The 25,962-nt window shown below is 34.0% G+C and carries 25 protein-coding genes; 7 read left to right on the top strand and 18 right to left on the bottom strand.

Annotated elements, in window-relative coordinates:
• Positions 1-44: 44 nt before the first annotated feature.
• The 4 genes from tal to ACGH46_RS08190 form a co-directional block, all read right to left on the bottom strand.
• Complete coding sequence (gene tal / locus ACGH46_RS08205) at positions 45-995, bottom strand: transaldolase (RefSeq protein ID WP_267349642.1); 951 nt, start codon at positions 993-995, stop codon at positions 45-47.
• 360 nt (positions 996-1,355) lie between these two features.
• The gene (locus tag ACGH46_RS08200; protein WP_267349643.1) at positions 1,356-1,586 is read right to left on the bottom strand and encodes a FeoC-like transcriptional regulator; all 231 of its coding nucleotides are present in this window, start codon (positions 1,584-1,586) and stop codon (positions 1,356-1,358) included.
• Positions 1,587-1,681: 95 nt separating this feature from the next.
• Complete coding sequence (feoB, locus tag ACGH46_RS08195) at positions 1,682-3,979, bottom strand: Fe(2+) transporter permease subunit FeoB (protein WP_411605212.1); 2,298 nt, start codon at positions 3,977-3,979, stop codon at positions 1,682-1,684.
• On the bottom strand, positions 3,976-4,218 hold the full coding sequence (locus tag ACGH46_RS08190) for a FeoA family protein (protein ID WP_411605210.1): 243 nt from the start codon (positions 4,216-4,218) through the stop codon (positions 3,976-3,978). Before ACGH46_RS08190 ends, feoB begins: the two co-directional genes overlap by 4 nt.
• 353 nt (positions 4,219-4,571) lie before the next feature.
• Here ACGH46_RS08190 and ACGH46_RS08185 point away from each other — a divergent pair, with 353 nt between their 5' ends.
• The 3 genes from ACGH46_RS08185 (at position 4,572) to ACGH46_RS08175 (ending at position 6,395) form a co-directional block, all read left to right on the top strand.
• Positions 4,572-4,928 (top strand): ArsC family reductase, encoded by a 357-nt coding sequence (locus ACGH46_RS08185; RefSeq protein WP_411605209.1) that lies wholly within the window; start codon positions 4,572-4,574, stop codon positions 4,926-4,928.
• Between the two features lie 13 nt (positions 4,929-4,941).
• Complete coding sequence (gene dapE / locus ACGH46_RS08180; RefSeq protein ID WP_411605208.1) at positions 4,942-6,078, top strand: succinyl-diaminopimelate desuccinylase; 1,137 nt, start codon at positions 4,942-4,944, stop codon at positions 6,076-6,078.
• 125 nt (positions 6,079-6,203) lie between these two features.
• Positions 6,204-6,395, top strand: coding sequence for a hypothetical protein (locus ACGH46_RS08175; protein ID WP_267360622.1), 192 nt, complete (start codon positions 6,204-6,206; stop codon positions 6,393-6,395).
• 31 nt (positions 6,396-6,426) lie between these two features.
• Here the strand turns inward: ACGH46_RS08175 and cysZ are convergent, their stop codons facing one another.
• From cysZ to ACGH46_RS08140, 7 genes are all read right to left on the bottom strand, one after another.
• Positions 6,427-7,197, bottom strand: coding sequence for a sulfate transporter CysZ (gene cysZ / locus ACGH46_RS08170; RefSeq protein ID WP_411599773.1), 771 nt, complete (start codon positions 7,195-7,197; stop codon positions 6,427-6,429).
• A 113-nt stretch (positions 7,198-7,310) separates the two neighbouring features.
• Entirely contained in the window at positions 7,311-9,254 is a 1,944-nt protein-coding gene (locus tag ACGH46_RS08165) for a tRNA(Met) cytidine acetyltransferase TmcA (RefSeq protein ID WP_411605207.1), read from the bottom strand.
• Positions 9,255-9,257: 3 nt separating this feature from the next.
• Entirely contained in the window at positions 9,258-9,713 is a 456-nt protein-coding gene (locus tag ACGH46_RS08160; RefSeq protein WP_267380089.1) for a DUF441 domain-containing protein, read from the bottom strand.
• Positions 9,713-10,423 carry a phosphoribosylaminoimidazolesuccinocarboxamide synthase gene (gene purC / locus ACGH46_RS08155; RefSeq protein ID WP_267349659.1) on the bottom strand — a complete coding sequence of 237 codons (711 nt, stop codon included), beginning with the start codon at positions 10,421-10,423 and terminating at the stop codon, positions 9,713-9,715. The genes ACGH46_RS08160 and purC overlap by 1 nt, the downstream gene beginning before the upstream one ends.
• Positions 10,424-10,681: 258 nt before the next feature.
• Entirely contained in the window at positions 10,682-11,398 is a 717-nt protein-coding gene (bamC, locus tag ACGH46_RS08150; protein ID WP_411597426.1) for an outer membrane protein assembly factor BamC, read from the bottom strand.
• 35 nt (positions 11,399-11,433) lie between these two features.
• Positions 11,434-12,312, bottom strand: coding sequence for a 4-hydroxy-tetrahydrodipicolinate synthase (gene dapA, locus ACGH46_RS08145; protein WP_267360616.1), 879 nt, complete (start codon positions 12,310-12,312; stop codon positions 11,434-11,436).
• 95 nt (positions 12,313-12,407) lie between these two features.
• Positions 12,408-13,166, bottom strand: coding sequence for a Nif3-like dinuclear metal center hexameric protein (locus ACGH46_RS08140; protein WP_267380093.1), 759 nt, complete (start codon positions 13,164-13,166; stop codon positions 12,408-12,410).
• Between the two features lie 372 nt (positions 13,167-13,538).
• Between ACGH46_RS08140 and ACGH46_RS08135 the strand changes: the two genes are divergently transcribed.
• Positions 13,539-14,291, top strand: coding sequence for a hypothetical protein (locus ACGH46_RS08135; RefSeq protein ID WP_267349666.1), 753 nt, complete (start codon positions 13,539-13,541; stop codon positions 14,289-14,291).
• 106 nt (positions 14,292-14,397) lie between these two features.
• The gene (gene rnt / locus ACGH46_RS08130) at positions 14,398-15,081 is read left to right on the top strand and encodes a ribonuclease T (RefSeq protein ID WP_267349667.1); all 684 of its coding nucleotides are present in this window, start codon (positions 14,398-14,400) and stop codon (positions 15,079-15,081) included.
• A gap of 41 nt (positions 15,082-15,122) precedes the next feature.
• Here rnt and ACGH46_RS08125 read toward each other — a convergent pair whose 3' ends face one another.
• Positions 15,123-15,449: a Grx4 family monothiol glutaredoxin gene (locus tag ACGH46_RS08125; protein WP_065558000.1), complete on the bottom strand. Its 327-nt coding sequence runs from the start codon at positions 15,447-15,449 to the stop codon at positions 15,123-15,125.
• Between the two features lie 455 nt (positions 15,450-15,904).
• Between ACGH46_RS08125 and yccS the strand changes: the two genes are divergently transcribed.
• Positions 15,905-18,049 carry a YccS family putative transporter gene (yccS, locus tag ACGH46_RS08120; protein WP_411605206.1) on the top strand — a complete coding sequence of 715 codons (2,145 nt, stop codon included), beginning with the start codon at positions 15,905-15,907 and terminating at the stop codon, positions 18,047-18,049.
• Between the two features lie 104 nt (positions 18,050-18,153).
• On the opposite strand, the gene ACGH46_RS08115 is transcribed toward yccS, so the two are convergent.
• The 5 genes from ACGH46_RS08115 to yejK all read right to left on the bottom strand — a co-directional run bounded on the left by ACGH46_RS08115 (position 18,154) and on the right by yejK (position 23,704).
• Complete coding sequence (locus tag ACGH46_RS08115) at positions 18,154-18,741, bottom strand: hypothetical protein (protein WP_411605205.1); 588 nt, start codon at positions 18,739-18,741, stop codon at positions 18,154-18,156.
• A 561-nt stretch (positions 18,742-19,302) separates the two neighbouring features.
• On the bottom strand, positions 19,303-20,310 hold the full coding sequence (locus tag ACGH46_RS08110; RefSeq protein ID WP_411605204.1) for a hypothetical protein: 1,008 nt from the start codon (positions 20,308-20,310) through the stop codon (positions 19,303-19,305).
• Between the two features lie 170 nt (positions 20,311-20,480).
• Positions 20,481-21,488, bottom strand: a complete 1,008-nt coding sequence (locus ACGH46_RS08105) for a hypothetical protein (protein WP_411605203.1) — start codon at positions 21,486-21,488, stop codon at positions 20,481-20,483.
• Positions 21,489-21,813: 325 nt separating this feature from the next.
• Positions 21,814-22,656: a deoxyribonuclease IV gene (gene nfo, locus ACGH46_RS08100; RefSeq protein WP_267377848.1), complete on the bottom strand. Its 843-nt coding sequence runs from the start codon at positions 22,654-22,656 to the stop codon at positions 21,814-21,816.
• 43 nt (positions 22,657-22,699) lie between these two features.
• Positions 22,700-23,704: a nucleoid-associated protein YejK gene (gene yejK / locus ACGH46_RS08095; RefSeq protein WP_267359319.1), complete on the bottom strand. Its 1,005-nt coding sequence runs from the start codon at positions 23,702-23,704 to the stop codon at positions 22,700-22,702.
• Positions 23,705-24,067: 363 nt separating this feature from the next.
• On the opposite strand from yejK, the gene ACGH46_RS08090 reads away from it, so the two are divergent.
• On the top strand, positions 24,068-25,459 hold the full coding sequence (locus tag ACGH46_RS08090) for an MATE family efflux transporter (RefSeq protein ID WP_267349680.1): 1,392 nt from the start codon (positions 24,068-24,070) through the stop codon (positions 25,457-25,459).
• A 137-nt stretch (positions 25,460-25,596) separates the two neighbouring features.
• On the opposite strand, the gene ACGH46_RS08085 is transcribed toward ACGH46_RS08090, so the two are convergent.
• A partial coding sequence (locus ACGH46_RS08085; protein ID WP_411605201.1) for an autotransporter outer membrane beta-barrel domain-containing protein occupies positions 25,597-25,962 on the bottom strand: 366 nt, incomplete at its 5' end.

The following is a 25,962-nucleotide window of genomic DNA, read 5'->3' as shown; positions in this document are numbered from 1 at the left end:
TTATAAAAAAAAGTGAAAGGGGAATGGTGATTCCCCCTTTATTATTATAGAAGTGTTGCAATCATCTCTTCTAATTTACCTTGATCCACCGCAAAGGCACGAATTCCTTCTGCCAATTTTTCGACAGCCATGGCATCGCTATTATGTTGCCATCTAAATTCAGACTCGGTAATCGGTGCAGGTCGTTCAACGACAGTTTGATTTGGATACAGTTTTTGTTCAACAGGCGCTGTTGAATGTTGCATTTCAGCCAATAAATTTGGCGCAATCGTTAATCGGTCACAACCGGCTAATGCTAAAATTTGTTCAACTTTACGGAAGCTTGCCCCCATAACTATCGTTTTATAACCATGTTGTTTATAGTAATTATAAATATTACGTACTGATACCACACCTGGATCTTGATCGGCAATATAAGGTTCAATTGGTTTTTTAGCTTGATACCAGTCATAAATACGACCAACAAAAGGCGAAATGAGAAACACATTGACTTCAGCACAAGCACGTGCCTGTGCAAATGAAAATAGTAACGTTAAATTACAATTAATGCCCTCTTTTTCAAGAACTTCGGCAGCTTTAATCCCTTCCCATGTTGAAGCAATTTTAATCAAAATTCGTGATTTATCGATACCTTTTTGTTGATAGAGTTCTATAATTCGGCGGGCTTTTTCGATACAAGCTTGTTTATCAAAAGATAAACGAGCATCCACTTCTGTCGAAATTCGTCCGGGTACAATTTTCAAAATTTCCGCACCAATATTGACAGCAACTTGGTCACAAGCATTAACTAATTGTTGTTCTTTGCTACCACCTAATTTTTTTGCAGTTTCAACTGCAGAATCAATCAGATAACGATATTGAGGAAGTTGAGCGGCTTTTAATACAAGAGAAGGATTCGTGGTTGCATCTTCTGGTGAAAACTGTTTAATTGAATCGATATCACCTGTATCGGCAACAACGACGGTTAATTTTTTAAATTCATCTAATTGACTCATATACTTCTATATCCTCTACAGCTTCAATTTTCTAAAAGATTATAATAGCATTTATCTAGTGATAAAACGACTTAGTGACTCGTTATTTTAACGTTTTTATACATTTAACAATAACCTGAAATAGATAACAAAAAAGCAAAATTTTCACACAGTTGTGATAGCAATTATAGCTTGTTTATCTCTACTATCAGTTTGTTATTTTTACATTATAAATTGATTTTTTAATGTGACCTAAATCACGAAATTCACTTTATCAATATGAAAAATATCTCGATAAAAAATCAATCTAGTATTTTTCAGCTAATCGTTAACGCTATATTGACCAGCCCTAAAACAAAAATGCATGATATTAAATATTGACTAAATCCATGCATAAATCGTTTTATTCGCAAAATTACAACCAGCACAGTTATCACATTTTTTCGACTGACAAAAATCGGGTTGTTCTACAACGATGAGTTGCATCACTTTTTTCTTTACCCAAAAGTTTAGTATCGGCATAAGGGCACTTTCAGGCAATCTAAAATGACGTGCTATATCTTGCAATTCCACGCGCCCTTTTAATTGTACATAATCACGAATCGAGGTCATTAACATTTTCTATATTAGTCTTATAGGTTTTACCTACTTTGTTCTCCAGAGAATCAAATGATAAAAGCAAATCAATCACAACAAGATGATTTTCTTTATTTTTTATGATTGAATATATTATTTTTCTTGAATGAATCATTCCCCACTTTGCGCAGAATAAACATCATCAATGTTATCAATAGTCCACAAGCGAACAACCAATAACTTGCAGTATTTGAATAGGCAAGTTGTGTAAATTGATAATAGATTGTCGCCACCAACCAAGCAATTGTGAATGTCCATACTGCAACAAAAATCATCCAACGCCACCCTGCTTCACGATAAATAGTCCCTAATACTGCTGTACATGGTGTATAAAGTAAGATGAATATTAAATAAGCTATTACGGCTGACGAAGACGTAAATGATGTCTTAATTTTAGAAATAGCAGTGGAATTGATCGCTAAATCAGTTTGTAAAGTATCGATATCATCATTTAATGATGACAATCCAAGAGGGTCAGTAATCGTTTCAGACAAAGCAAATAAATTATCTGGAATAGTGGCAAAAGCCGATTTAATGTCTTCAAACCAATCCGATTGTTCATCATCTTCTGGTTGACTATCCATAGAATAAAGTGAATTTAACGTCGCAATGATGGACTCTTTTGCAAAAATTCCCGTAAAAATGCCCACTGTTGCTGGCCAATTTTTGTTATCGATCCCCATGGGTTGAAAAACAGGTGTAATTTTTTGGCTTATGACTGATAATACCGATTGATTAGTATTTTCATGTCCAAAGGTATTATCTGTTCCCCAAGAGTTGAGTAAGCTTAAAATCGTCACCATAATTACAATCGCTTTTCCGGCTTTGAATATAAAACTTTTCAAGCGTTGCCAAGTTAAGCGTAAAATGCTACGAAGGGTTGGAATTCGATAAACTGGCATCTCCATAATAAAAGGGGTCAACTCACCTTTTAATAACGTGTTTTTTAAAATCATCCCCGTCAGGACTGCGACACCAATACCAAGCAGATATAACATAAATACAACGAAAGAAGCATGAAGCGGGAAAAATATAACCGCAAATAATGCATAAACCGGTAATCTTGCCCCACAAGACATAAAAGGGATCATGCAGATAGCCATTATACGATCTCGAGAACTTTCCAATGTACGCGTGCCCATAATTGCTGGTACACCACAGCCAAAGCCCATTAACATAGGCACGAAAGCTTTACCCGGTAAACCGATAAAACGTAAAACCCGATCAACCACCATTGCGGCACGCGCCAAGTAACCGGAATCCTCTAAAAAAGATAAAGCAAAAAACATCGCGGCAATGACAGGAATAAACGTTGAAACAGTTTGAATCCCATTGCCTATGCCATCAGACAATATGACACGAACCCAATCGGGCGCATGAATGAATTGTAATAAATTTGCTGTTCCATTGACAAAAATTGCTCCAAAAAATTTTTCAAAAAAATCGATAAATACCGAACCAAAATTGATAGCGACCATAAACATGGCATACATCACAATTAAAAAAAATGGTATCCCTGTAAAGCGTCCAAGCGTAATTTTATCAAACTTTTCTGAAATATCGGGACTTAATTCTCGAGGTTTAGCAATAACCTTTTTACACACTTGATCAATCGTTTCATATATGGCACTTGCTAGCGCAACATCAATTTCATTATCACACCCTGCCGAAAGGAGTTGTCGACAAATTTCAAGTTTTTCTAATTCAAGTGAATTAAACTGATCTGTGTTGTGTCCTAATAAAGCTTCAATTAATTGCCAGCGATTAAGTTGATGAACACGACTTTCTTCTGGTAACTCACTAATATAACGAGTCAACAGTTTTTGCTGAGATTGTCCTAACGTGTCTATAGAAGGTTGAGCTTTTTGCTTGTTGAGAGCCCTATTTTCAATTGCTTGATAAAATAAATTAATACCTAATTTTTTGGTTGATGAAATAGGTACTACAGGACAACCCAGTAAAATGGATAATCGTTGGTGATCGATTTTTTCGCCCATATTCTTAACCGTATCAATCATATTGAGTACAACAATCATCGGTACTTGTAGATCAATCAATTGAAATGTTAGATATAAGCTTCGCTGTAAATTGCTGGCATCAATAACATTAATAATGACATTATTTTTTTCTGTCAGAACAAATTCACGCGTTATCCATTCATCTTGCGACATTGAAACCGCATCAGACTCAATAGAATAAGTCCCCGGTAAATCTACGACCTCGTATTGGTGATGGTGGTAAGAAAATAAACCTAATTTTTGTTCAACTGTCACGCCAGGCCAATTACCGACTCGCTGTTTTGATCCTGTCAGTAAATTGAACAGTGTTGTTTTGCCACAATTTGGATTTCCAACCAGTGCTATTTTCACTCATTTATCTCCGTTACTTCAATGGTTGCTGCTTCACGATGCCTTAAACAAAGAAAAAATCCACGTATTTTAATCTGAAGTGGGTCTCCCAAAGGAGCCACACGAACAATCGAAATTTTACAGCCTGGAGTTAATCCCATTGCCAGTAACTTTCTACGAAAAGGTAAGGATTCAGGTAATAGACGAGAGATAACCACCTCATTTCCTAAAGGGAGGTGATTTAATGTTAATACTGACATTAATGTTCCTGTGAATTATGCTAGCACGTTTTATTCTGCTTATTTTAAAAAATATCCACCTATAAAAATAGTTTTAAAATGCGAATAATTCGCAATATTAATATTTAATATTTAAAAAAATAGAAAAGTAACTTTAAAAAATAAAATTTATGTCAAAAATAAGGATTAATATGTTTTTTTCAAGTGTTTTGTTCTGAAAAACAAAAAGAATCTGAATAAGGTTAAATTCAAGCGATTAATCTTTCGATTATTCATTTAATTAATGTTTAGATTACTCAGCCAATTCAAAATTAGAGATTCGGTAAGACAACTGATATAATTTGACTTTATACTTTGCTTAAGGAATGAGAATTATGTTAACCATTTACGGTATTAAAAACTGCAGTACAATGAAAAAAGCGTTCACATGGCTTGATGAAAATAAAATCAAATATCAATTTCACAATTACAAAACAGATGGACTGTCAACTGAACAATTACAGACTATTTTGAAATTCGTTGATTGGCAAAGCCTACTCAATACACGGGGTACAACATGGCGTAAATTGGATGAATCAGTCCGTGCTAACGTTGACAATGAGCAAGCTGCGATGAAACTGATGCTGGACAATCCTTCAATTATAAAACGACCGCTATTAATCAAGGGTAAGCATGTATTACTCGGATTTTCAGACGAAAGTTATTCGCAATTTTTCAAACAACAACAATAAAACCGAGATCATTATGACAGAGCCTGTTATTGAACTAACCAAAGCATTAATTGCCGAAAAATCGATAAGTCCGGATGATAAAAATTGTCAAAATATCCTTATCGAGCGCTTAACATCACTTAACTTTATCATTGAAGAATTCAATATTGGTCGCACTAAAAATCTTTGGGCTTATCATGGCGATCCGTCAGAAACAACACTTATGTTCGCTGGTCATACCGACGTAGTGCCTGCTGGCGATGAAAGCCAATGGCTGTATCCCCCATTTGAGGCAACCATTGATACTCATGGTGTACTTTATGGCCGTGGCGCATCAGATATGAAAAGTGGTGTCGCAGCAATGATCTGTGCTGCTGAAGATTTTGTTAAAGCAAACCCCAATCACCGTGGTCGTGTTGCGTTTCTAATTACCTCTGATGAAGAAGCTGATGCAACCGATGGAACAGTTAAAGTTGTTAATCGTCTTAATGAACGTCAGGAACGTGTAGACTATTGTATTGTAGGAGAGCCTTCTTGTGATAAGGTTTTAGGCGATCAAATTAAAAATGGGCGTCGAGGTTCTTTGACAGCAAATTTAATTATTCATGGTATGCAAGGTCATGTCGCCTACCCTCATTTAGTTGACAATCCTGTTCATCGATTTGCCCCTGCATTGGCTGAACTGGTTAATACGGTTTGGGATAATGGCAATCAATATTTTCCGCAAACCTCTATGCAAATTGCAAACATTCAGGCAGGCACAGGAGCTGAAAACGTTGTGCCTGGTGATCTATCGGTGCAGTTCAATTTTCGATACAGTAGTGAACTCACTGACGAATTAATTAAAACCCGTGTTGAGCAACTTTTACAAAAGCATAAATTAAACTATACGTTAAATTGGCGTTTATCAGGTCATCCGTTTTTAACGCCGCAAGGTGAACTGACTCAAGCTACAGCAAGTGCGATAAAAGAGTACACAAATATTGAGACAAAATTATCAACAAGTGGTGGAACATCAGACGGACGTTTCATTGCAAAAATGGGCTGTCAGATTATCGAGTTTGGGGTATTAAATAAAACAATCCATAAGATTAACGAAAATGTAAATTGTCAGGATATCATCACACTGAAAAAAATTTATCAAAGAATTTTGGAAAAATTACTCGTTTAATAAGATTGGCTAAGTTATCTAACTTGTTAAATCTGCTCAAACAAAATTTGAATAGATTATTTAATGCTACTTTGGACATTCGACTAAACGAGCGTCACTAACATGCATCCAACAAAGGTAAAAAAATGGAGTGGATAAAAGATTATTGGTGGGTAATTTTATTATTCATCTTAGGTATTTTTATTAATGCCATTAAAGCTCTCAATAAGCTTAATTTTAAGTCTTACATTGATAAAAAAGGAATTAAACCCATACCTTATGATGATGAGGAGAATAACCAAACTCCAAAAAGTGCTGAGGATAAAAACAAAAAGTGATTAATTTCGAAAAAATTAATCACTTTCTTTCCTATCGGATATCGTTAATATCACTTTTAAATAAAGCTTGATGGCGATAACGATCGACCCACATCGCAGTTGAGCCACAAACTGCAATTGGCATAATAATTAGGTTTAATAGTGGCACCATAGTAAAAAAACTAACTAAAATACCGTAGACTAAATTATCAACTTTATCCTGCTTAAGTAACTCACGCATACGATGAAAAGTAATCTTATGATTATCGAAAGGATAATCAGCGTATTGAATATTAATTTGCCATGCAGTAAATAAAAACCAAATTATCGGTGTGACTGTTTGACCAATAACAGGAATAAAATACGTTAATAATATTGGAATAGACCATAATACATAATTGATTAATTTTTGAATTTCACGACCAAATATTCTAGGTAAATCTTTGATTAAACTTAACCAAGAAGTATCGGGTGCAGGTATACCCGTTAATTCAGCTTCAACTTGTTCGGCAAGCAAGCCGTTAAACGGTGCAGCAATAAAGTTAGCCACTGTACTAAAAAAATAACAAAATAATATGACTAAAATCAGAATCACCATAAAACTAATAATATAGCCAAGCCAAGAAAGCCACCCCGGTACATAAGATAATCCCCAGTCAACCATGCCGGTAATTGTGGAAAAAAACCAATAAAATAGCGCTGACATAATCACCATATTCGCCAATAAAGGCAAGAATACAAAATGTCTAATTTTCGGGCTGAATGCTAATGACCAGCCTAACAGAAAATATTCAAATCCCGATCTACGCCGATCATGATTAATATTTGAATTAAATCTTAATTTATCTACATTATTACTCTTCACTCTTGTTCCTTTTAAACATGAAATAACGCTAAATTTAACTTATTAGCATGGCTTTCAATAAAACAACATTGCTATTTTTCATAAATAACTTCATTGTTACTATTCAACCATTGCTTAACCTCTTGTTTAATTGTTTCTAATAATGCTTTTCGCCCAGTCAATTGAAATTGCTGAATGATCGCATTGCCTTGATTTTTATTTTTCAGTAAAGCACCTAAGACAGATAATTTCACTCGATTATTTTGCTTATCATTAAATTGTTGTAAGCGACATAATGAAGCATAAGTTGCTTCGAATGCTCGATGAAAATAACAAAATCCGCATAATTCCATAATATCTTGCTTAGTCAATTGCTGATCAGTATCAGCAATAAGCATTTCATCAAATGGGAGTGCGATGATCTCTTTTAGCCACATCATGTTACGTTGTAACTTTTTGGATAGCACGTTAACCAAATTTATACCATTTTGGTTAATCGGTTTTATTGCCATTACCGAATATGTGCCACTACTTGCCTCTAAACGACTACCAACATGTACAAGTACAAAACCTACAGATGACCAAAACTGATAATTTTCCCTACTATAGGCAAAACTCACGGATAAAAAATCTTGATGTTGTTTTTTTGCCGCTTCATAAGTATGTTGTATCAATTGCGTTGCAATATTTTGTCTTCGATAAGAAGCTATCACTGCAATGCGATTTATTCTGACAGATTTTAATTTTGCTGCTTGTTTAACACCTGCATGGGCTACCAAAGATTGTGCAACCATATTTCCTTTTGGTCTACGGTTACCCTTCCATATTTCTTCAATTAAGTCATCCGGTAAATCTCCTTCCTTAACCGTTATGGCTGCACCAATTAGGTTATGACTCTGTTTAGCCTGCCAAATCGTCAAATTTGTCGCGTCTAAAAGTCGCCTTAAATCAACTAACGTAGTTTGATAATGGGCTGTTTTCAGTAAATAAAAGATCTCCTTCAAACTACTTAAATCATGACGCGCTACTATGGAATAATCAATTGGCTTTGTATTATTAATTCGCTGATTTTCTGCTGATATTAGTCCATTGAGAACTAAACAATCAGTAAAATATTCTAACTGATCATCGCCATTCCACCGAATTGGTTTTTCAAGATGAAAATGATCACATTGCTTATCATTTAATAATTTTAATAAAAAACCTTGTCCGGTACCTTCGTAACCTTCAACCGTAGTAGTCAGTAAAATACGGCTTTTGTCTAAATTCACGAGTTGCAGCAATTTTTTTAGCATTGGCAAAGGTATCATGGCTGCTTCATCAATAATAAGATAGTCAGCAAAATCATCGACACCTTTTTCGATTAATTCATCAGGTGCATAAAAACGAACATCAGGTTTAGCAAAACGAAAGAAAGTGGTCAGCGATTTTTTGTTAGGAGCCGTAACAATGCAATGTCGATAGTGAGAGAATTGACCTGCCAAAGCGGATTTTCCCCTACCTCGTTTTGCCGTGATAACATGGATAGGCTTATCACTGTTTAACACTTGTTTTAATGTGTGTTGCTGTTCATCATAATCAGGCGATGTCAAATAACATTCAGAAAAGTTATTTTTTTGGAAACCGTTAAATTTAGAAATAGTGTGCTGTAAATGGTTTATAAAATTAGGCACAGGTATTGGATAAGCATTTTCATTCCAACGTAAACTATCTTTGTCTGCCCAAAGATTATAATTTTCAGGCAATAACAAAATCAATCGGCTTCCTTTTACAAGCGTTCCTGACAACATGGCAAATGCTTCTAAATTAAATGACTGAGTTGCATCAAAAATGGCATGTAAATACTCTTGTCCTAAAAGGGTTTTAGTATTAGATATTGATACGATATTTGGCACATAATTTGATAAAATGGCTTGATCACTTATTGTGATCCAATCCCCTTTATGTTGCTTAATGATGTCACTTAATTGACTGAATAATTTCGTTACATCACCACGCAACACCCATAAAGTTCTGGTGCTATCAAGATTAATCATCGACTAACTTTTTCCAATCAATATGGAAAGCAAGCCTGCGGCAATAAGGGGGCCAACTGGAATACCTTTGAAAAAGGCAACACCAATCAAGGTTCCAATGATTAAACCATTAACAATGGTGGGATGTGCGCCAATTAAAGAAACCCCACGGGTACCTAGCCAAGAGACAAGTACGCCGACAAAGATAGCTAAAATTGATTGCCATGTTGTGAATGATTTTAATATGTCTTTGATACTCAAAGATCCGTCGGCAAGCGGAACCATCATAGCCGCCGTTAAAATGACAATACCAATTGTCAGTCCATATTGATTTAAAAACGGAAAATAGGTCGACAATGGTGTTAATTTAAATAATAGTAGCAATAATACGGCAAAAGTGACTGTGTTATTATGCGTTAAATAACACAGTGCAGCTAAACCCAGTAAAAGAAAAAAGGAGATATCAAATTGAGCAAACATTACAAAGCAACGCCGATTCTGGTGGCGACTTCCTCATAAGCTTCAATGACACCGCCAAGCCCTTGGCGAAAACGATCTTTATCCATTTTTTTTAAGGTCTCTTTTTCCCATAATCGACAACCGTCAGGGGAAAATTCATCACCTAACGTAATTTCACCCTTAAACAATCCAAATTCAAGTTTATAGTCCACTAAAATAAATCCTGCTTTATCAAAAAGATCGGTCAAAATTGAATTGATTTTAAAGCTTAGTGCCTTCATCGTTGATAACTGTTCATCAGTAGCCCAACCAAATGTTTTACAATATGACTCATTAACCATGGGATCATGCAATGCATCATTTTTTAGGAATAATTCAAATGTTGGCGGATTTAACACCTTACCTTCTTCAACCCCTAAGCGTTTGACCAAAGAACCTGCGGCACGATTTCGAACCACACACTCCACAGGTACCATATCCAGTTTTTTGACGATAACTTCTGTATCAGACAAAAGCGTTTCAACTTGAGTAGGAATACCTGCTTCACGTAGTTTATTCATAATAAAATAATTGAATTTATTATTGACGCGCCCTTTACGCTCTAATTGTTCAATACGTAAGCCATCAAAAGCAGAAGTATCATTGCGAAACTCTAACACTAATAGATCGGGATTTTCAGTAGTATAAACCGTTTTTGCTTTACCACGGTAAAGCTCAGCCAACTTTTTCATGGTTCTAACCTTATATCAAATTGCCAACAAATGATTAAGGAGCTATTCGCTCCTTAGTTTTAAACTTTTCGATACTCACGTATTTGTACCAATGCAATCAATAATAACATTTTATTGTTTGCTATATCGTCTCGAATAGTGAAGTTCAATCTATAGCCAGTTTTACATAAAAGAATTAACTAAATTCTTCACTACTGATTATCTTAACTATTTATCAAAATGTTACTTGTCACAAATAATATCTCATAGCGTCTTGCTTTATTTTGAATCTTCATGAATGGTTTTGTCTTCAACGGCGTTTTCATCTGTTTGTTCTTGCGCCACTTGAGATGACTTAGGTGCAGCCTCATCCATTATTAAATTAAATAAGCGAACAACGTACCGTTGCACTTCAATAGAATCAGAAGAAATATCTTGTGTGCCACGAGTTAATGTTTTCAACTCGACAATGATATTTTCTGTACCAGGATAATTTTGCCGATGAATAACATAAGACGCTTGGATGTTCGGCTCTTCATCACTTGAAAAAATTGAAGCATTGCCCGTAACAATAACATTATTATCACTGCTACTAATCGGAATATTGTATTTATTCAGCGCAGTTGGGATAACAGACCATACATTCGCATCAGCAGGCGCATTTAATGAAGCGGTACCATAGTTATAAGACGCATAAGAATCAGGAATAGTTGGAATAGGAATGATAGGTGCCCGAATATCCACTTGCTTACCATATACAGCGCCTTCATTTTTATTAAAATGAATATAATATTCGGAACTTTCAGCAGGTACCGTTACACCCTGAGGGACAGTTAGCGGTTTCAAAACTGGCGAATTCAAATAATCTTCGTTCCCATCAACTTCTCGTTTATAATTTTGATCGCTACCACAACCAACCAAAAATAAAGATGCAATGGCTGTCATCACCATTGTGTTTTTAATCGCTTTGTTTTTTAACATAGTTTTATTAAACATAGATATCTGCTTATAAATTATTGGTTATACATAAATTAGAGTAAATTCGCATCTTTAAGAGCTTTTTCAACCACAGACACAGAAGCATCTGTAAGTGAAACCAGCGGCAAACGGATCGTATCGTTCGCCATTAGACCCAATTTTGTGCAAGCCCATTTTGCTGGAGTTGGGTTAGGCTCAATAAATAAGCTACTATGTAGTGCTGATAACGTATCATTCAGTTTTCGAGCTTCTTGAATTTGATTTTTCGTTGCAAGTTCACAAATTGTTGCAACCTGTTTGGCAGCTACATTCGCTGTCACGGAAATCACACCGTCACCACCTAAAATCATGAAATCTAAGAAAGTCGCATCATCACCACTTAATAATTTAAATTCACTACCAACAAGTTTACGAGTTTTATAAACTCTTGATAAATCACCTGTTGCATCTTTCAATGCAACAATATTTTTTATTTTAGATAATCGTCCAACTGTTTCTGGCTTAATATCACTGCAAGTACGACCCGGTACATTATAGATTATTTGGGGTAAAGCTGTATTTTCCGCAATTGCTTTAAAATGTTGATAAAGACCTTCTTGAGTTGGTTTATTATAATATGGCGCAACGGTTAAACAGCCAACTACACCAATATTTTCAACACGGTTAGTTAATTCAATTGCTTCTTTAGTCGCATTTGAGCCAGTTCCGGCAATGACATTTATTTTGCCATCTGCATATTCGATCGTTCTTTTAATTACATCGATATGCTCATGATGATCAAGCGTTGCTGATTCGCCAGTGGTACCAACAGAAACAATTGCCGATGTGCCATTGGCAATATGATATTCGACCAATTTTTTTAAGCTTACTTGGTCTACATTTCCTTTTGTATCCATTGGAGTAACAAGGGCGACCAGACTTCCTGTAAACATAAAATGACCTCTCATATTATTTATTGATAACCAACTTCAAGAATAAAAAATCTACCGACAAGTATGCGATATTTCTTATTTAAATTCAACTTTTGTTATGCAGGATTATCAATATCAATAAAAATAGTTTCAAGGTCATATTGCTTGGCTAGCCATTCACCAAGTTTTTTGATTCCGTAACGTTCAGTGGCATGGTGCCCTGCTGCATAAAAATTAATTCCATATTCTCGAGCAATATGAATGGTACGTTCAGAAACTTCACCTGTAAAAAAAGCATCAAATCCTTGTTCTGCTGCTGCTTCTATAAAGTCTTGACCACCACCACTACACCACGCAATTCGTTTAATTATTTGAGGAGCATTATCGCCACAAAATAATATTTCTCGTGAACGATGATGCAAAACTTGTTCAAGTTTTTGCTTAAATTGCAGTGATGTGGTCGGTTCAATGAGTGTCCCTTTAAACAGTAAATCGGTTATATCCTCACGTTTATCCACTTCAATATTGAATAAATCCGCAAGTAATGCATTATTGCCGATAACAGGATGTCCATCTAAAGGCAAATGATACGCAAATAAATTAATATTATTTGAAAGCAATGTTTGCAAGCGTTTATATTTAATTCCTGTTATCGTTAGTGGTTCATTTTTCCAAAAAAAGCCATGATGAACTAAAATCGCATCAGCATCTAATTTAACGGCTTCATCTAATAAACGTTGACATGCGGTTACCCCAGTTATCACTTTTTTTATTTGCTTACGTCCTTGTACTTGTAAACCATTAGGTGCATAGTCACGGTAGCGTTCAACTTGTAATTCATGATTAATAATTTGTTGAAGTTCAAAATTTTGCACGTTTTCCTCTCGTATTTTTAATGACTTTTTAAAGAACAATATGAATTTTTTTAATAAAATCCTTTAATGAATCTCGAAATTATTATAATCGAAATATTGGCAATTTTTTTATAAACCAGCCTATATGATTAAGTATAAACTATTATAAATTATCTCACGTAACGATTCGATATAGTGATATTAATGGTGAAATTTTAAATAAATTCTTTCATGTTTACAGAAGGTCAATAAATAACATCCTGTTTTAAAATGATTTTTGGATGCATGAAAACACGGAGTTAAACAAATTAACAAATTTGTTCTTTTCTATTATTTATTAAGTTTTAGCTAAATGATACATTACGTCGGTTTATATTCAATGAGGTATATGTTTTGCCATTTTTAGGTATAGGATTCAGTACAATTATCGCTCTATTTTTTGCTGTTCATGTAATTAAAACAGAGCAAGAACGATTTTGGCTGTCTATATTGTTCCTTTTTCCTTTTATTGGTAGTTTGATTTACTTTTTAGTCATATTTCTACCCGATTTTAGACAAACCTCAGTGGGATATCAAATTGAATCAAAATTATTAAAAGCGTTAGATCCGCAACGTGAACTTCGCGAAGCTTTAAGTAATTATGAAATTTCGCCCACTGTTGAAGCAAAAGTCTGTTTAGCTAAAGCACTCGTTGATAATGATAGAGCTCATGAAGCGTTAATTTATTATCAAGAAGCATTAACTGGGATCTATGAATCAGCACCAGATATTTTATTACAATATGCTTACGCACTCTATCAAGTTGAACAGTACAAAAAGGCAAAAGAAACTTTGGATTATCTAAGAGATAAAAATCCAACTTATCGTTCTGATGAAGGACATTTACTTTATACCAAAATCTTAATTGGACTTGATTTAAAAAAAGAAGCTCAAGAAGAATTTAATGCATTAATCAGTTATTATCCAAGTTTAGAAGCCGCTTCATACTATTTACAAACCTTAATTGAGTGGCAGCAATTTTCACTCGCTAAAGAAGTTTTACAAAAAATTGAACTACGCTTAAAACACATGCCTAAACATGCTAAACGTATTAATCAGACTTGGATAAAATCAATTGAACAATCTAAACAAAAATTATACAGATAGCGTTTTTAGTGTTTTTATTTAGTATATTTTTTTTCGAGTTCAACAGTGCTGAATCGAAGGTAAAACTAGGCGAATACGGTAAAAACTGGCATAATAATTTTATTTTATGCTAAATAAGACAACTATTGTGCCAAATGCTAAATTATGTGAACGCTTCCGTGGTTTTTATCCTGTTGTAATAGATATAGAAACATCAGGATTTGACCCAAAACTTAACGCTATTCTAGAAATTGCGGCAATCACACTACAAATGACTGAAGAGGGATGGCTGATTCCAGACCAAACCCTTCATTTTCATGTCAATCCATTTGAAAACTCAATTTTAGAACCGAGTGCCTTAGCTTTTAATGGTATTGATATCGACAATCCATTAAGACAAGCTGTTGACGAAAAAATGGCGCTTGAAGCGATATTTAAAATGGTTAGATCGGGAATTAAAGCAAACGATTGCAATCGTGCTGTTATGGTTGCGCATAATGCAAACTTTGACCATAGTTTTTTAATGGCAGCAGCAGAACGAGCCAATATTAAACGTAATCCGTTTCACCCTTTTGCTACTTTTGATACTGCAGCACTGAGTGGTTTAGTGTTTGGGCATACCGTTCTAGCAAAAGCATGTGAACTTGCTCGCATTCCTTTTGATCACAAGTTAGCCCACTCTGCACTTTATGATACCGAAAAAACCGCTATTTTATTTTGTGAAATAGTGAATCGATTTAAGCGATTAGGAGGCTGGCCATTGCCTCAACTCGAGCCAAGTTCAATAGATGAAGAAGTTCAAGAGATTTAAGAGAGTAATTAAACTCTCTTATTTAAATAATGTGTCTATTTTTAAGCTTTATGTTTTTCAGCTGTCTGTTTTATTAATGTTTGCAGTTCACCAGTTTGGAACATTTCGATCATAATATCACATCCCCCTACTAGTTCACCTTCAACCCATAACTGTGGAAAAGTAGGCCAATTTGCATAGTTTGGTAATTCAGCACGAATATCGGGATTTTGTAAAATATCGACGTACGCAAAAGGCTCACCACATTGAGATAATACTTGTACTGCTTGTGCTGAAAAACCACAACTCGGTAATTTAGGCGAGCCTTTCATATACAGAATGATAGGATTTTCTGCAATTTGTTTTTTTATCTTATCAAGTGTTGTCATTTCAGTTGTCATAACGATTTATTCCTTGTTATTTAATATCTACTTTACGTCGTATTTTAACTTAGAAATAAGGCGAGTTATACTCTTACCCATTTAGTTGACGTAATGATAACCTTTAATTACGTCATTAGTAGATAAATTAAGTCAGTAATCAATCGGGACATGAGCAGATAAATTACTTTAAATTCAGTGAGTAACATGGTTTTATTTTGCATTAAAAGAAGCCAAACAAATAAATAAAAGGCTTAACCTATTAGTGTAATAAATGCATTCATTAATAACGAGATCTCACTTAGCAATGACTTTTGTGTCAATGATATATTTTAATTTAGCTTTAGTTAACACAAATAATCAAAACATTAGTTTTAGCAAGTTGCCTCAGCCCTTTTACAAATTGACACAATATAGTATGCTACTTACATTTACAGTAACTAACATTCAATTCAAAAAACATCGTGCATCCAATAATCTTAACTTTACGTAAAGTCTTTTATAGTAGTAATCTACTTTTTAGTATTCGTATGTTAATCAGTTTAACAGGTTCAACCTTGGTTCCTTGGTACTTAGGCTATGTGTCGTATGTCATTCCTTTAACACTGGGTGTTGTGGCAGCAGGATTATCCGAAATTGATACACGTTTACTAAGCCGATGTATAAATATTTTATTAACGTTAGTGTGTTTTGCAATTGCTACCTTTTCTGTCGAACTATTATTTAATATTCCACTTCTATTCATTATAGGGTTAATGAGTTCAACATTTATCTTCATTATGCTTGGTTCTTTGGGTCAACGTTATGGTGTGATTGCTTTTGGATCGTTATTGATCGCAGCTTATACCATGTTAGGGCATAATTTATTTGATGATAATTACACGCTACCTTGTTATTTATTACTCGGCGCTTTATGGTATAACATTGTCTCTTTGATTGAATCTCTCATTCAGCCGATTCGAACGACCCAACAGACTATTTCAACTTGTTTTGTAAAATTAAGTCATTACCTTGATGCTAAAGCAGCGATGTTTGACCCAGATGAAACTCATGAATTTAAAAGTCAAACATTAGAATTAACCGAATGTAACAATCAATTGATTAATGTGTTTAATCAGGCTAAACACGCTCTTTTTAACCGATTAAAAGCTTATCAAGGCCAATCATATGTGAAAAAAATGCTTAGTTATTACTTTGTTGCTCAAGATATTCATGAGCGAGCAAGCTCTTCACATGGTGATTATCAAGCGCTAAGTCAACATTTTAAACATAGTGATATTTTATTTCGCTTTGCACGAATTTTGAATTTACAAGCAAAAGCATGTGCCAAATTAGCTGTTGCCATTAAAATGAATCAAACTTATCAGCATGATTCCTTATTTGCTCGTCATTTTTCATATTTAGAAGAAGCTATTGCCCATTATCAAGCTAAAAATAAAACGGAAGCCTTACTGGTTAAATCCCTACAAAATCTTTATCAAAATTTGTTATCTATCGACTTATTATTAGCAAATATTGATAATGAACAACATCTTTCAAAAGACAAAGAAAATAATGAATTAATTGATGAGGAACTCACAAGTTTCTATGATATTTTTACTAAAATTAAACATAATTTAACTCTCAAGTCTTCTCTTTTTCGTCATGCAATACGTATGAGTATTGTCCTTTTTGTTGGCTATATCATCATTTATTTTTCTAATCTTTCTCATGGTTATTGGATTATCCTTACCAGTCTTTTTGTTTGCCAACCAAACTATTCAACGACTAAATATCGACTAAAATTACGTATTATTGGTACTATCTTGGGTATTATTGTCGGCATTCCGTTAACCTATCTATTTCCAAGCATCATTGAACAGTTAATTTTAATCATCATAACTGGTTGGCTATTTTTCTTATTTAAAAATTCTCAATATGCTTACGCTACCGCATTTATTACATTATTAGTCTTTTTTAGTTTCAGTTTAATTGGCGAAAACAGTGTAGAAGTTGCTATCCTACGAATTATTGCAACACTGATAGGTTGCTTTATTGCATGGTTTGCTGTTAGCTTTATTTGGCCAGACTGGAAGTTTAGAAATTTAACCAAACTAATTGATCGCGTTTGCCATGATGATAGTCACTATCTGGCGCTTATTGGAAGTCAATATTTAACTGGTAAAACCAATGACCCAAAATATCGATTAGCAAGACGCGCCGCCCACGATAGTAATGCTGACCTATCGACATTGATTAGTCTGATGACAAAAGAACCTCATGTAAATCGAAACGTGATTGAACAGGGTTTTCGTTTATTAACGCTTAATCACACTTTAATCAGCTATCTTTCAACATTAGGTTCGCACCGAGATAAAATCATTTCTCAACATACATTGGATCTATTTGATGATCTAGCAGTCTATATCATCAATCTTTTAAACGATAAAAAAATCGATGAAAATGAACAAGTCATGAAAAAAATGATTTCAAATTATATTGAAACCATTTCCATTAATGACGAGCAAAACACCAATGATATTTTGGTTTTGCAGCAACTGGCATTAATATTAGACATTTTGCCAGAATTCATTCATTTAGTAGTGGAGTTAGAAGAACCAACAAACTGATTGCTTAGAAAATTTAGATGTTTGAGGATCATTGATGAATCTGGTCAAAATTAATTATATTCTCAAACATCTAATAAAAATTTTTGGAATGCTTCAAGGTAATTTTAATGAATAAATGGATTTTCTTTACCAATGTAAACTAATGGATTGGTAAAATCCTTTAATTTATCAGCATCAATTTCAAATCCAAATATAAAATCGGATTCAAAATAAGGACCACTATCTTTAATAGAGTGATCAGGGCTAATTATTGCTATAGCATTCAACTCATTTAATGCAAATGACTTAAGATGTTTCGAATTTTTATCAAACACGAAGACAAAATCTGAATTTGATAAGCCTGATTTAGCTATAAATATTTCATAGTCTTTACCTTCAATACGGTAATATTTTTTTTTGTATTCTGCACTTAGCGGATCGGTATGATTTTGCTCTGCACGACTTAAGAAGAACGCTTCCATTGAACGACCACCATGTTTAAGTAAATCATCAGTGACAGGGATAAAGGCAAAACGTTTTTTTTCTTTTAAATAATCAATATAGTTTAACTCACGTAATTCAACATTTTTAGCTATTTGTTTATCATCAGATGGATTTGATGCAGGGGCAGCTATTGCATAACAAACAAAATTTAATAGTGTAACAACAACTAAAATACCAATGTTTCTAAATAATTTTTGAATATAACTCATACTACATCCTTGATTTTAAAAATATTTAAGCGTATAGGGTTAAACTATAATGTTTTTATATTATGATTAATCTGTCTAAATACAATACAATCTAATGAACATAGAAAAAACTTTTTGATACCAATAACTATTGTATTTATTTTTAGGCAATTATACTCTTATTTATGTAACAACAACTCAAAAAAATATAAAAAAACGAATAGTATATTCTCGCTATTGTATATTTTTACCTTTTCAGTTCAAAAAATATCTTACTGATTTAATGATTTTTTTCAATATATTATGACCATAATTTTTAAATTTATATGATCATTAAATGTTTTAAGTGTATTACATCAATTTAATAATGCGTTATGCCATATCCAATAAAATCTTAGTGATTATTATTTTTATTTCACTGCCAATGCCGTTTATTAAGACAAATTATTGTTACTGGTTGTCGAGCTCACGGTTTTAGCACATTTAGTGAGCCTTCCTATTACCTTTATTGTTATTGTAATTCTTTCAAACACCAATAAACTTTGGTTAAAGTTTAACTAGATAATATTTTGAAAGTACCATTTAATGGCGATTATCACATTTAAATTCTATACCGTCCCTGTAGGGTGCGATAAAATCGAGACCTTCACAACCAAATGAAAACCATTGAAAACCAAATACCACTGGGGGTAAATCTTTGAATAGTTGTCCTGCCCATTGGAATTTTTCATTTTCATAATCATGGTAATTATTTAACCCAACTAATGACCTACTTTCACCTTGATACATGCGCCTTTTAAAAAGAGTGTTACCTTCTTTATCTACAACTAGAAGTTCTCTTTCAAAAATTTTATAAATATCTCGTCGTTGTGGCTTTTCTTCATCTACATAATCCTGAACATAAAAAGTCATATTATTCGCATTGGCCATGTAACTTTTTAGATACTTTGGGAGATTTCCATAATTTCTATTTGATAATTTATCTGGTCCTGTATCCGGATAATTTGCATTTGGAATTAACCGCCAATCAAGTGGTGTAAGTTGTTCTTGTGCAAAAGGATTATTTTTTGTTATAGAAACGAATAAATCATAATTTGAACGAAACCTTGGCAATAAATCTTGCGGTAAGTCGAATCCAATTCGATAATCTTCCGTATTATAAGGAGGGGAACCTTCGTATCTAAAAACATCTAATATTGCCGTTGCTACCATAGATGAAATTGGATAGGAGTAGAGTTGATTGTTTGTGTAATCATAAATCCAGAAATACGCATCTTCTGCAATCCCTGCCATTTTCATAAACAATTTACGTTCTTTGTCGGTTAATGTATATTTTTTTGGGGTTAGATTGGCAGGTAGTATTTTCTTGTCAGCATCGGGCGGTAAAGTTTCCGATAACGATATATGAAAAAATATCCTATCAGGGTCGATATATTCGACGCTCTGCACATAATATATATCAACATCTTTTATTACTTTTATGTTCGATCCTGAAGTTTCAGATGTATTCGACTTGGTGTTGGTGCTGCAATTGCTGAGTAATAACAATGTGATAAAACTCATCAATAATAAATATAACTGTTTTTTCATTTTATTTCCTATGCACTTTTTATAAGACAACGTTAGGCTACTGGTTGTCTGGTTCACTGTTTTAGCACACTGAGCGTGCCTTCCTATTACCTTTATTGTTATTGTAATTTTTTCAAAAACCAATGTACTTTGGTTAAAAGTTTAACTAGATAATATTTTGAAAGTACCATTTAATGGCGATTATCACATTTAAATCTTATCCCGCCCTTATCAGGCACAATAAAATCGAGGCCTTCACAGCTAAATGAAAACCATTCAAAACCAAATACCACTGGGGGTAAATCTTTGAATAATTGTCCTGCCCATTGGAATTTTTCATTTTCATAATCATGGTAATTGTTTAACCCAACTAATGAGGTTCCTTCCGATTGATACATGCGCCTTTTAAAAAGAGTTTTACCTTCTTTATCTACAACTAGAAGTTCTCTATCAAAAATTTTATAAATATCCCGTAGTTGTGGCTCTTTTTCATCTACATAATCCTGAACATAAAAAGTCATATTATTCGCATTGGCCATGTAACTTTTTAGATACTTCGGGAGATTTCCATAATTTCTATTTGATAATTTATCTGGTCCTGTATCAGGATAATTTGCATTTGGAATTAACCGCCAGTCAAGTGGTGTAAGTTGTTCTTGTGCAAAAGGATTGTCTTTTGTTATAGAAACGAATAAATCATAATTTGAACGAAACCTTGGCAATAAATCTTGCGGTAAGTCGAATCCAATTCGATAATCTTCCGTATCATAAGGAGGCGAACGATCGGATCTATAAGAATCTAATATCGCCGTTGCTTCCATAGATAAAATTGGATAGGAGTAGAGCTGATTGTTTGTGTAATCATAAATCCAGAAATACGCATCTTCTGCAATCCCTGCCATTTTCATAAACAATTTACGTTCTTTGTCGGTTAATGTATATTTTTTTGGGGTTAGATTGGCAGGTAGTATTTTCTTGTCAGCATCAGGCGGTAAAGTTTCCGATAACGATACATGAAAAAATATCCTATCAGGGTCGAGATATTCGACGCTCTCCACATAATATATCTCGACATCTTTTATTACTTCTATGTTCGATCCAGATGTTTCAGATTTATCCGAATTGGTGTTGGTGCTGCAATTGCTGAGTAATAACAATGTGATAAAACTCATCAATAATAAATATAACTGCTTTTTCATTTTATTTCCTATGCACTTTTTATAAGACAACGTTAGGCTACTGGTTGTCTGATTCACTGTTTTAGCACACTTTGTGTGCCTTCCTATTACCTTTATTGTTATTGTAATTCTTTCAAATACCAATGTACTTTGGTCAAATTTTAACTGGATAATGTCTTGAAAGTCCCATTTAATAGCGATTATCACATTTCAATGCTATCCTATCCTTTTCAGGCACAATAAAATCGAGACCTTCACAGCTAAATGCGAACTATTCAAAGCAAAATACCACTGGCAGTAAATCTTTGAATAGTTGCTCTTCTCATTGGCATTTTTTAATTTAATTTTATTTACTCTGTGCTTTTAGCCATGCAATTTCTTGCGCCCAAATATCCGGATCGATAGTTTCGAGAATCAGCGGGATTTCATCAATTCTTGGATCTTGCATAATATATTTAAAAGCCGTTTCACCAATGTTTCCTTTTCCTAAACTATTATGGCGGTCAACATGGCTGGCAAGTTCACTTTTGGCATCGTTTAAATGCATGCCTCGTAAATATTCAAAACCAACAATTTTTTCAAATTCGGCGAACGTTTCTTGACAGGCTTTTTCAGTACGCAAATCATAACCGGCAGCAAAGGCGTGACAAGTATCAATACAGACACCAACGCGACTTTTATCTTCCACTTGGTCAATAATTTGTGCCAAATGTTCAAATTTATAACCTAAATTAGAGCCTTGACCTGCGGTATTTTCAATTACGGCAACCACATTGTTAGTTTTATCTAACGTAATATTAATAGATTGAGCAATACGGCTAAGGCATTCATCAACAGATATCTGTTTTAAATGACTACCCGGGTGGAAATTAAGTAACGTTAATCCGAGTTGCTCACAACGCTGCATTTCATCTAAAAAGGCGGTGCGTGATTTTTCAAGTTGTTCACTATCCGGATGACCTAAATTGATAAGATAACTATCATGTGGCAATATCTGTTTACTCGTAAAGCCGTATTTTTCACAGCGCTTTTTAAAGCTATCAATCATGGCGCTTTCAAGTGGCTTTGCATGCCATTGACGTTGATTTTTGGTGAATAGCGCAAAAGCAGTTGCGCCAATTTGATAAGCATTGATTGGGGCGTTATCAACCCCACCGGAAGCGCTCACATGCGCGCCAACATATTTCATACTTTTGAATCCTGATAATTGTGTTAAAAAAGGGAGTGTATAATTAGTTTGAACCACTATTGCGTTGCAACTGATCACGTAAGTTAGGTGGCACACCTTTTATCACTAATGAATCGGTTTGCGGATCCCATTTAATTCGTTCTCCGAGGAGATCGGAATCAAAACTTAATGTTAATCCCCCTCCACTTCCTGAGAATTTTTTAAGTTGGCGCAAAGCACTACGATCAACTGGAAACGTTTCTTCCAAGTCGTAATCACTGTTTTTAACAAATTCCATAAAATTGTTATCACCATGAGTTGGTAATTCATTAGCCAGATTTTTAAGCTCAATTTCTTCACCGGCTTGCAATTGAGCTTGGCAATAATTGTAAACATTTTCACGTGCGTGAACTTTGTCTTGTTTATCAAATTGCATTTCCTGACAATAATCATCAACCGCTTTCACTAAAGTTTTATTCTGTGCTTTGGCATCTAACCCTTCACTTGCACCTAAGTAATCCATAAAAAAGTCTGATACTTTACGCCCTACTCTTCCTTTTAAAAAGGTTAAGTAACGTTTAGAATCTGCATCAGTTTCCCATTCAGTGATATCAATTCGAGCGATAATATCAGCATGATCAATATCTAAATATTGTGTTTCAGATATATCAAGTTGTTCATTGACTAACATACTCGAACAACTATTTAAAACCGCAATGATCAGATACTCTACGGCTAAATAACGATAGTGACAAAAAACGACTGTGCCACCTTCAGCAAAAGGATATTTAGCCAGTTCATTGCGTAACTGTTTGGTAGATTCTTGACTAAAATGTAAAAAATCTTGGTTGCCAAGCCGTAATTCTTTAAGGGATTGTTCAAATAAACTTTCTTCGTTGAACAGACCATATGCTTTACTTTTATTATTATAAATACGGTTTATATCTTCAATTAAATTAACCACAGCTTGTTGATTACTTAACATCGAGTCACGCAATTGTAGTTCAATTTCAGTATCGCTTTTTCTAATTAATTTATGCAAGATAACTTTTTCTATTTGTACACTCATTAGGGATTCCTATTTGGATCGCAGTATTAAATTATGATATATTTTACCAAAGCACTGAAAAAGTGCTATCAACAAATGAAAACCTGTTTGACTTATATGAGATAAACATTCCAAAATCGGCAATAACATCTTATCTACTTAAGCTTTCTTACCATTTAAAGCTACAATAGATGACGATGACTCGCTTTCTTAAAAAAATTTACTGGTATTAATTGAATATTAATTTTAAATGTTGGTTTGATAAATCGTCAAAGTAACGAATTTTGCTAATTCAACTAGCAAACATTACTGACTTTAAATAATATATTAAACTATATTGTAAACAAATAACTTTTAAAAAACCTTATTGTGGTAAGAATAACTATGGCTCACTCCAAAGATATTTATAATGATTTCAGAAATAAAAAAATCAGTTCATTATTTTGGCAATATGCATTGCCTGCGGTAATAGGAACAATTGTTAATACGTTATATAACATTATTGATGGTATTTTTATCGGTCATTGGATTGGACGTGAAGCACTCAGCGCCGCTGGGCTTATTTTGCCAGTCATGAATTTTGCGGCAGGAATAGGTATGTTAGTTGGAATAGGTTCTGCTAGCCGAATATCAATTTTTTTAGGGCGAGGCGAAAATGATCAGGCAGAAAAAGTTGCCGGTACCTCGTTTATGTTAACTGCGCTATTAAGTGGTTTAACATTGTCATTATTGCTTTTTTTTGTTGATCCCGTATTACGGTTTGTGGGGTCAAGTCCCGTTAATCACACTTATGCCAGAGAATTTTTAGAAGTCTTTTTACCTGGCAGTATCTTCCTGACATTGACGTTTAACTATAATAATATGATGCGTGCAAGTGGTTATCCGTTTAAAGCGATGGTAACGATGTTTGTCAGTGTTATTGCTAATATAATTTTAGCGCCAATCTTTATTATTGGTTTGGGTTGGGGTATGCGAGGGGCTGCTCTGGCAACCACACTATCTATGTTGATAAGTTTTCTGTTTGTCATGCAGCATTTTATTAGTAAAAACAGCAATATTAAATTGTATCTACGCAATTTCAGACTTAATTTAAAAATTGTCAAAGCGATCCTATCCATCGGGATGTCACCTTTTGCTATGCAAATTGCCGCTTCCGTTGTGGTTGTGTTTATCAACTGGCAACTTAATCACTATGCACCATTAGCCCATGAATCGAGCGATGATGCTATCGCAGCTTACTCAAATGCAAATCGACTTATTACCTTAATTATTATGATAGTCATCGGTATTAATCAAGGCATGCAACCTATAATTGGTTACAATTATGGTTCTAAAAATTACGCACGAGTTAAAGCAACGTTTTTTTATGCGGTTAAGGTTGCAACGGTGGTCACATCTATTGGATTTATACTGGGATTTTTTATTCCCGATACACTTGTTCGTGCTTTTAGTTCTGAACAGGATTTGGTTTCTTTATCAGCTATAGCGCTTCGCTATACGACACTTTCATTTGCTTTTGTTGGATTCCAAATGGTGACAACAAGCTTTTTCCAATGTATTGGCATGGCAAAAATTTCGATCCTATTAAGTCTTTCAAGGCAGATTTTAATTTTATTACCTGCGTTATATATTTTACCGCTATTCTTTGGTTTTGATGGTGTTTGGGCAGCATCGCCAACAGCAGATCTGCTATCGACAGGAACGGCCTATATTGTGCTCTATTGTTATTTTAAATCCATTAAAAATCGAGATTGTTCATCAAAACTAAATGAATAATTTTTCAGCTGTTTAGAATCGGTTATTAGGTTAGATTAAGCCATACAGTTGTATCGTTTTTGATGTTATTAATAATTATCTATAAAAAAAGCAGTACTTAATTGTACTGCTTTGTATTTAGTAAGATATTACTATTGTTAGAATGAATAATTTAAACCTAGTTGTCCACCAATTCGTGAATATTTATCTGAGCCAAATCGAGTATCAAGTTGAGCATAAGCACTTAGTGATTTTGTCATGCTTCCACTCACACCGACTTTAAACTCTGCGTAGTTTTTACCTTGATTTGAGTCAACATGTTTTCCTTTTACTTTCGCTTCTGGTGAAGATGAATCATATAGCCAGTTTGCTTCAATAAATGGTAACACGCCGTAACCCGATTTTGTGCTTTGACCATAGTAACGTGCACCTAGGCGTAATTGCGCACCATCTGCATTAATGTTGTCAACTTTACCTGCACGACCTAAATTAAACTTATCACTGTCTAACCAGGTATAACCAAT

This window comes from Gilliamella sp. CG22 (assembly GCF_046635725.1).
Lineage (GTDB): Bacteria > Pseudomonadota > Gammaproteobacteria > Enterobacterales > Orbaceae > Gilliamella > Gilliamella apicola_I.
Note: the sequence above shows the minus strand (reverse complement) of the source record. Positions and strands in the feature narration are given on the sequence as shown.

Excerpts from the sequence above, each read along its gene's own strand:
- ACGH46_RS08115 (WP_411605205.1), bottom strand. The coding sequence starts at position 18,741 with ATGAGTTATATTCAAAAATTATTTAGAAACATTGGTATTTTAGTTGTT.
- ACGH46_RS08090 (WP_267349680.1), top strand. The coding sequence starts at position 24,068 with ATGGCTCACTCCAAAGATATTTATAATGATTTCAGAAATAAAAAAATC.
- bamC (WP_411597426.1), bottom strand. The coding sequence starts at position 11,398 with ATGTTTAATAAAACTATGTTAAAAAACAAAGCGATTAAAAACACAATG.
- ACGH46_RS08165 (WP_411605207.1), bottom strand. The coding sequence starts at position 9,254 with ATGATTAATCTTGATAGCACCAGAACTTTATGGGTGTTGCGTGGTGAT.
- ACGH46_RS08160 (WP_267380089.1), bottom strand. The coding sequence starts at position 9,713 with ATGTTTGCTCAATTTGATATCTCCTTTTTTCTTTTACTGGGTTTAGCT.
- yejK (WP_267359319.1), bottom strand. The coding sequence starts at position 23,704 with ATGAGTGTACAAATAGAAAAAGTTATCTTGCATAAATTAATTAGAAAA.
- ACGH46_RS08125 (WP_065558000.1), bottom strand. The coding sequence starts at position 15,449 with ATGACAACACTTGATAAGATAAAAAAACAAATTGCAGAAAATCCTATC.
- purC (WP_267349659.1), bottom strand. The coding sequence starts at position 10,423 with ATGAAAAAGTTGGCTGAGCTTTACCGTGGTAAAGCAAAAACGGTTTAT.
- ACGH46_RS08175 (WP_267360622.1), top strand. The coding sequence starts at position 6,204 with ATGGAGTGGATAAAAGATTATTGGTGGGTAATTTTATTATTCATCTTA.
- ACGH46_RS08190 (WP_411605210.1), bottom strand. The coding sequence starts at position 4,218 with ATGTCAGTATTAACATTAAATCACCTCCCTTTAGGAAATGAGGTGGTT.
- dapA (WP_267360616.1), bottom strand. The coding sequence starts at position 12,312 with ATGTTTACAGGAAGTCTGGTCGCCCTTGTTACTCCAATGGATACAAAA.
- ACGH46_RS08110 (WP_411605204.1), bottom strand. The coding sequence starts at position 20,310 with ATGAAAAAACAGTTATATTTATTATTGATGAGTTTTATCACATTGTTA.
- dapE (WP_411605208.1), top strand. The coding sequence starts at position 4,942 with ATGACAGAGCCTGTTATTGAACTAACCAAAGCATTAATTGCCGAAAAA.
- tal (WP_267349642.1), bottom strand. The coding sequence starts at position 995 with ATGAGTCAATTAGATGAATTTAAAAAATTAACCGTCGTTGTTGCCGAT.
- nfo (WP_267377848.1), bottom strand. The coding sequence starts at position 22,656 with ATGAAATATGTTGGCGCGCATGTGAGCGCTTCCGGTGGGGTTGATAAC.
- rnt (WP_267349667.1), top strand. The coding sequence starts at position 14,398 with ATGCTAAATAAGACAACTATTGTGCCAAATGCTAAATTATGTGAACGC.
- ACGH46_RS08105 (WP_411605203.1), bottom strand. The coding sequence starts at position 21,488 with ATGAAAAAGCAGTTATATTTATTATTGATGAGTTTTATCACATTGTTA.
- ACGH46_RS08185 (WP_411605209.1), top strand. The coding sequence starts at position 4,572 with ATGTTAACCATTTACGGTATTAAAAACTGCAGTACAATGAAAAAAGCG.
- ACGH46_RS08200 (WP_267349643.1), bottom strand. The coding sequence starts at position 1,586 with ATGACCTCGATTCGTGATTATGTACAATTAAAAGGGCGCGTGGAATTG.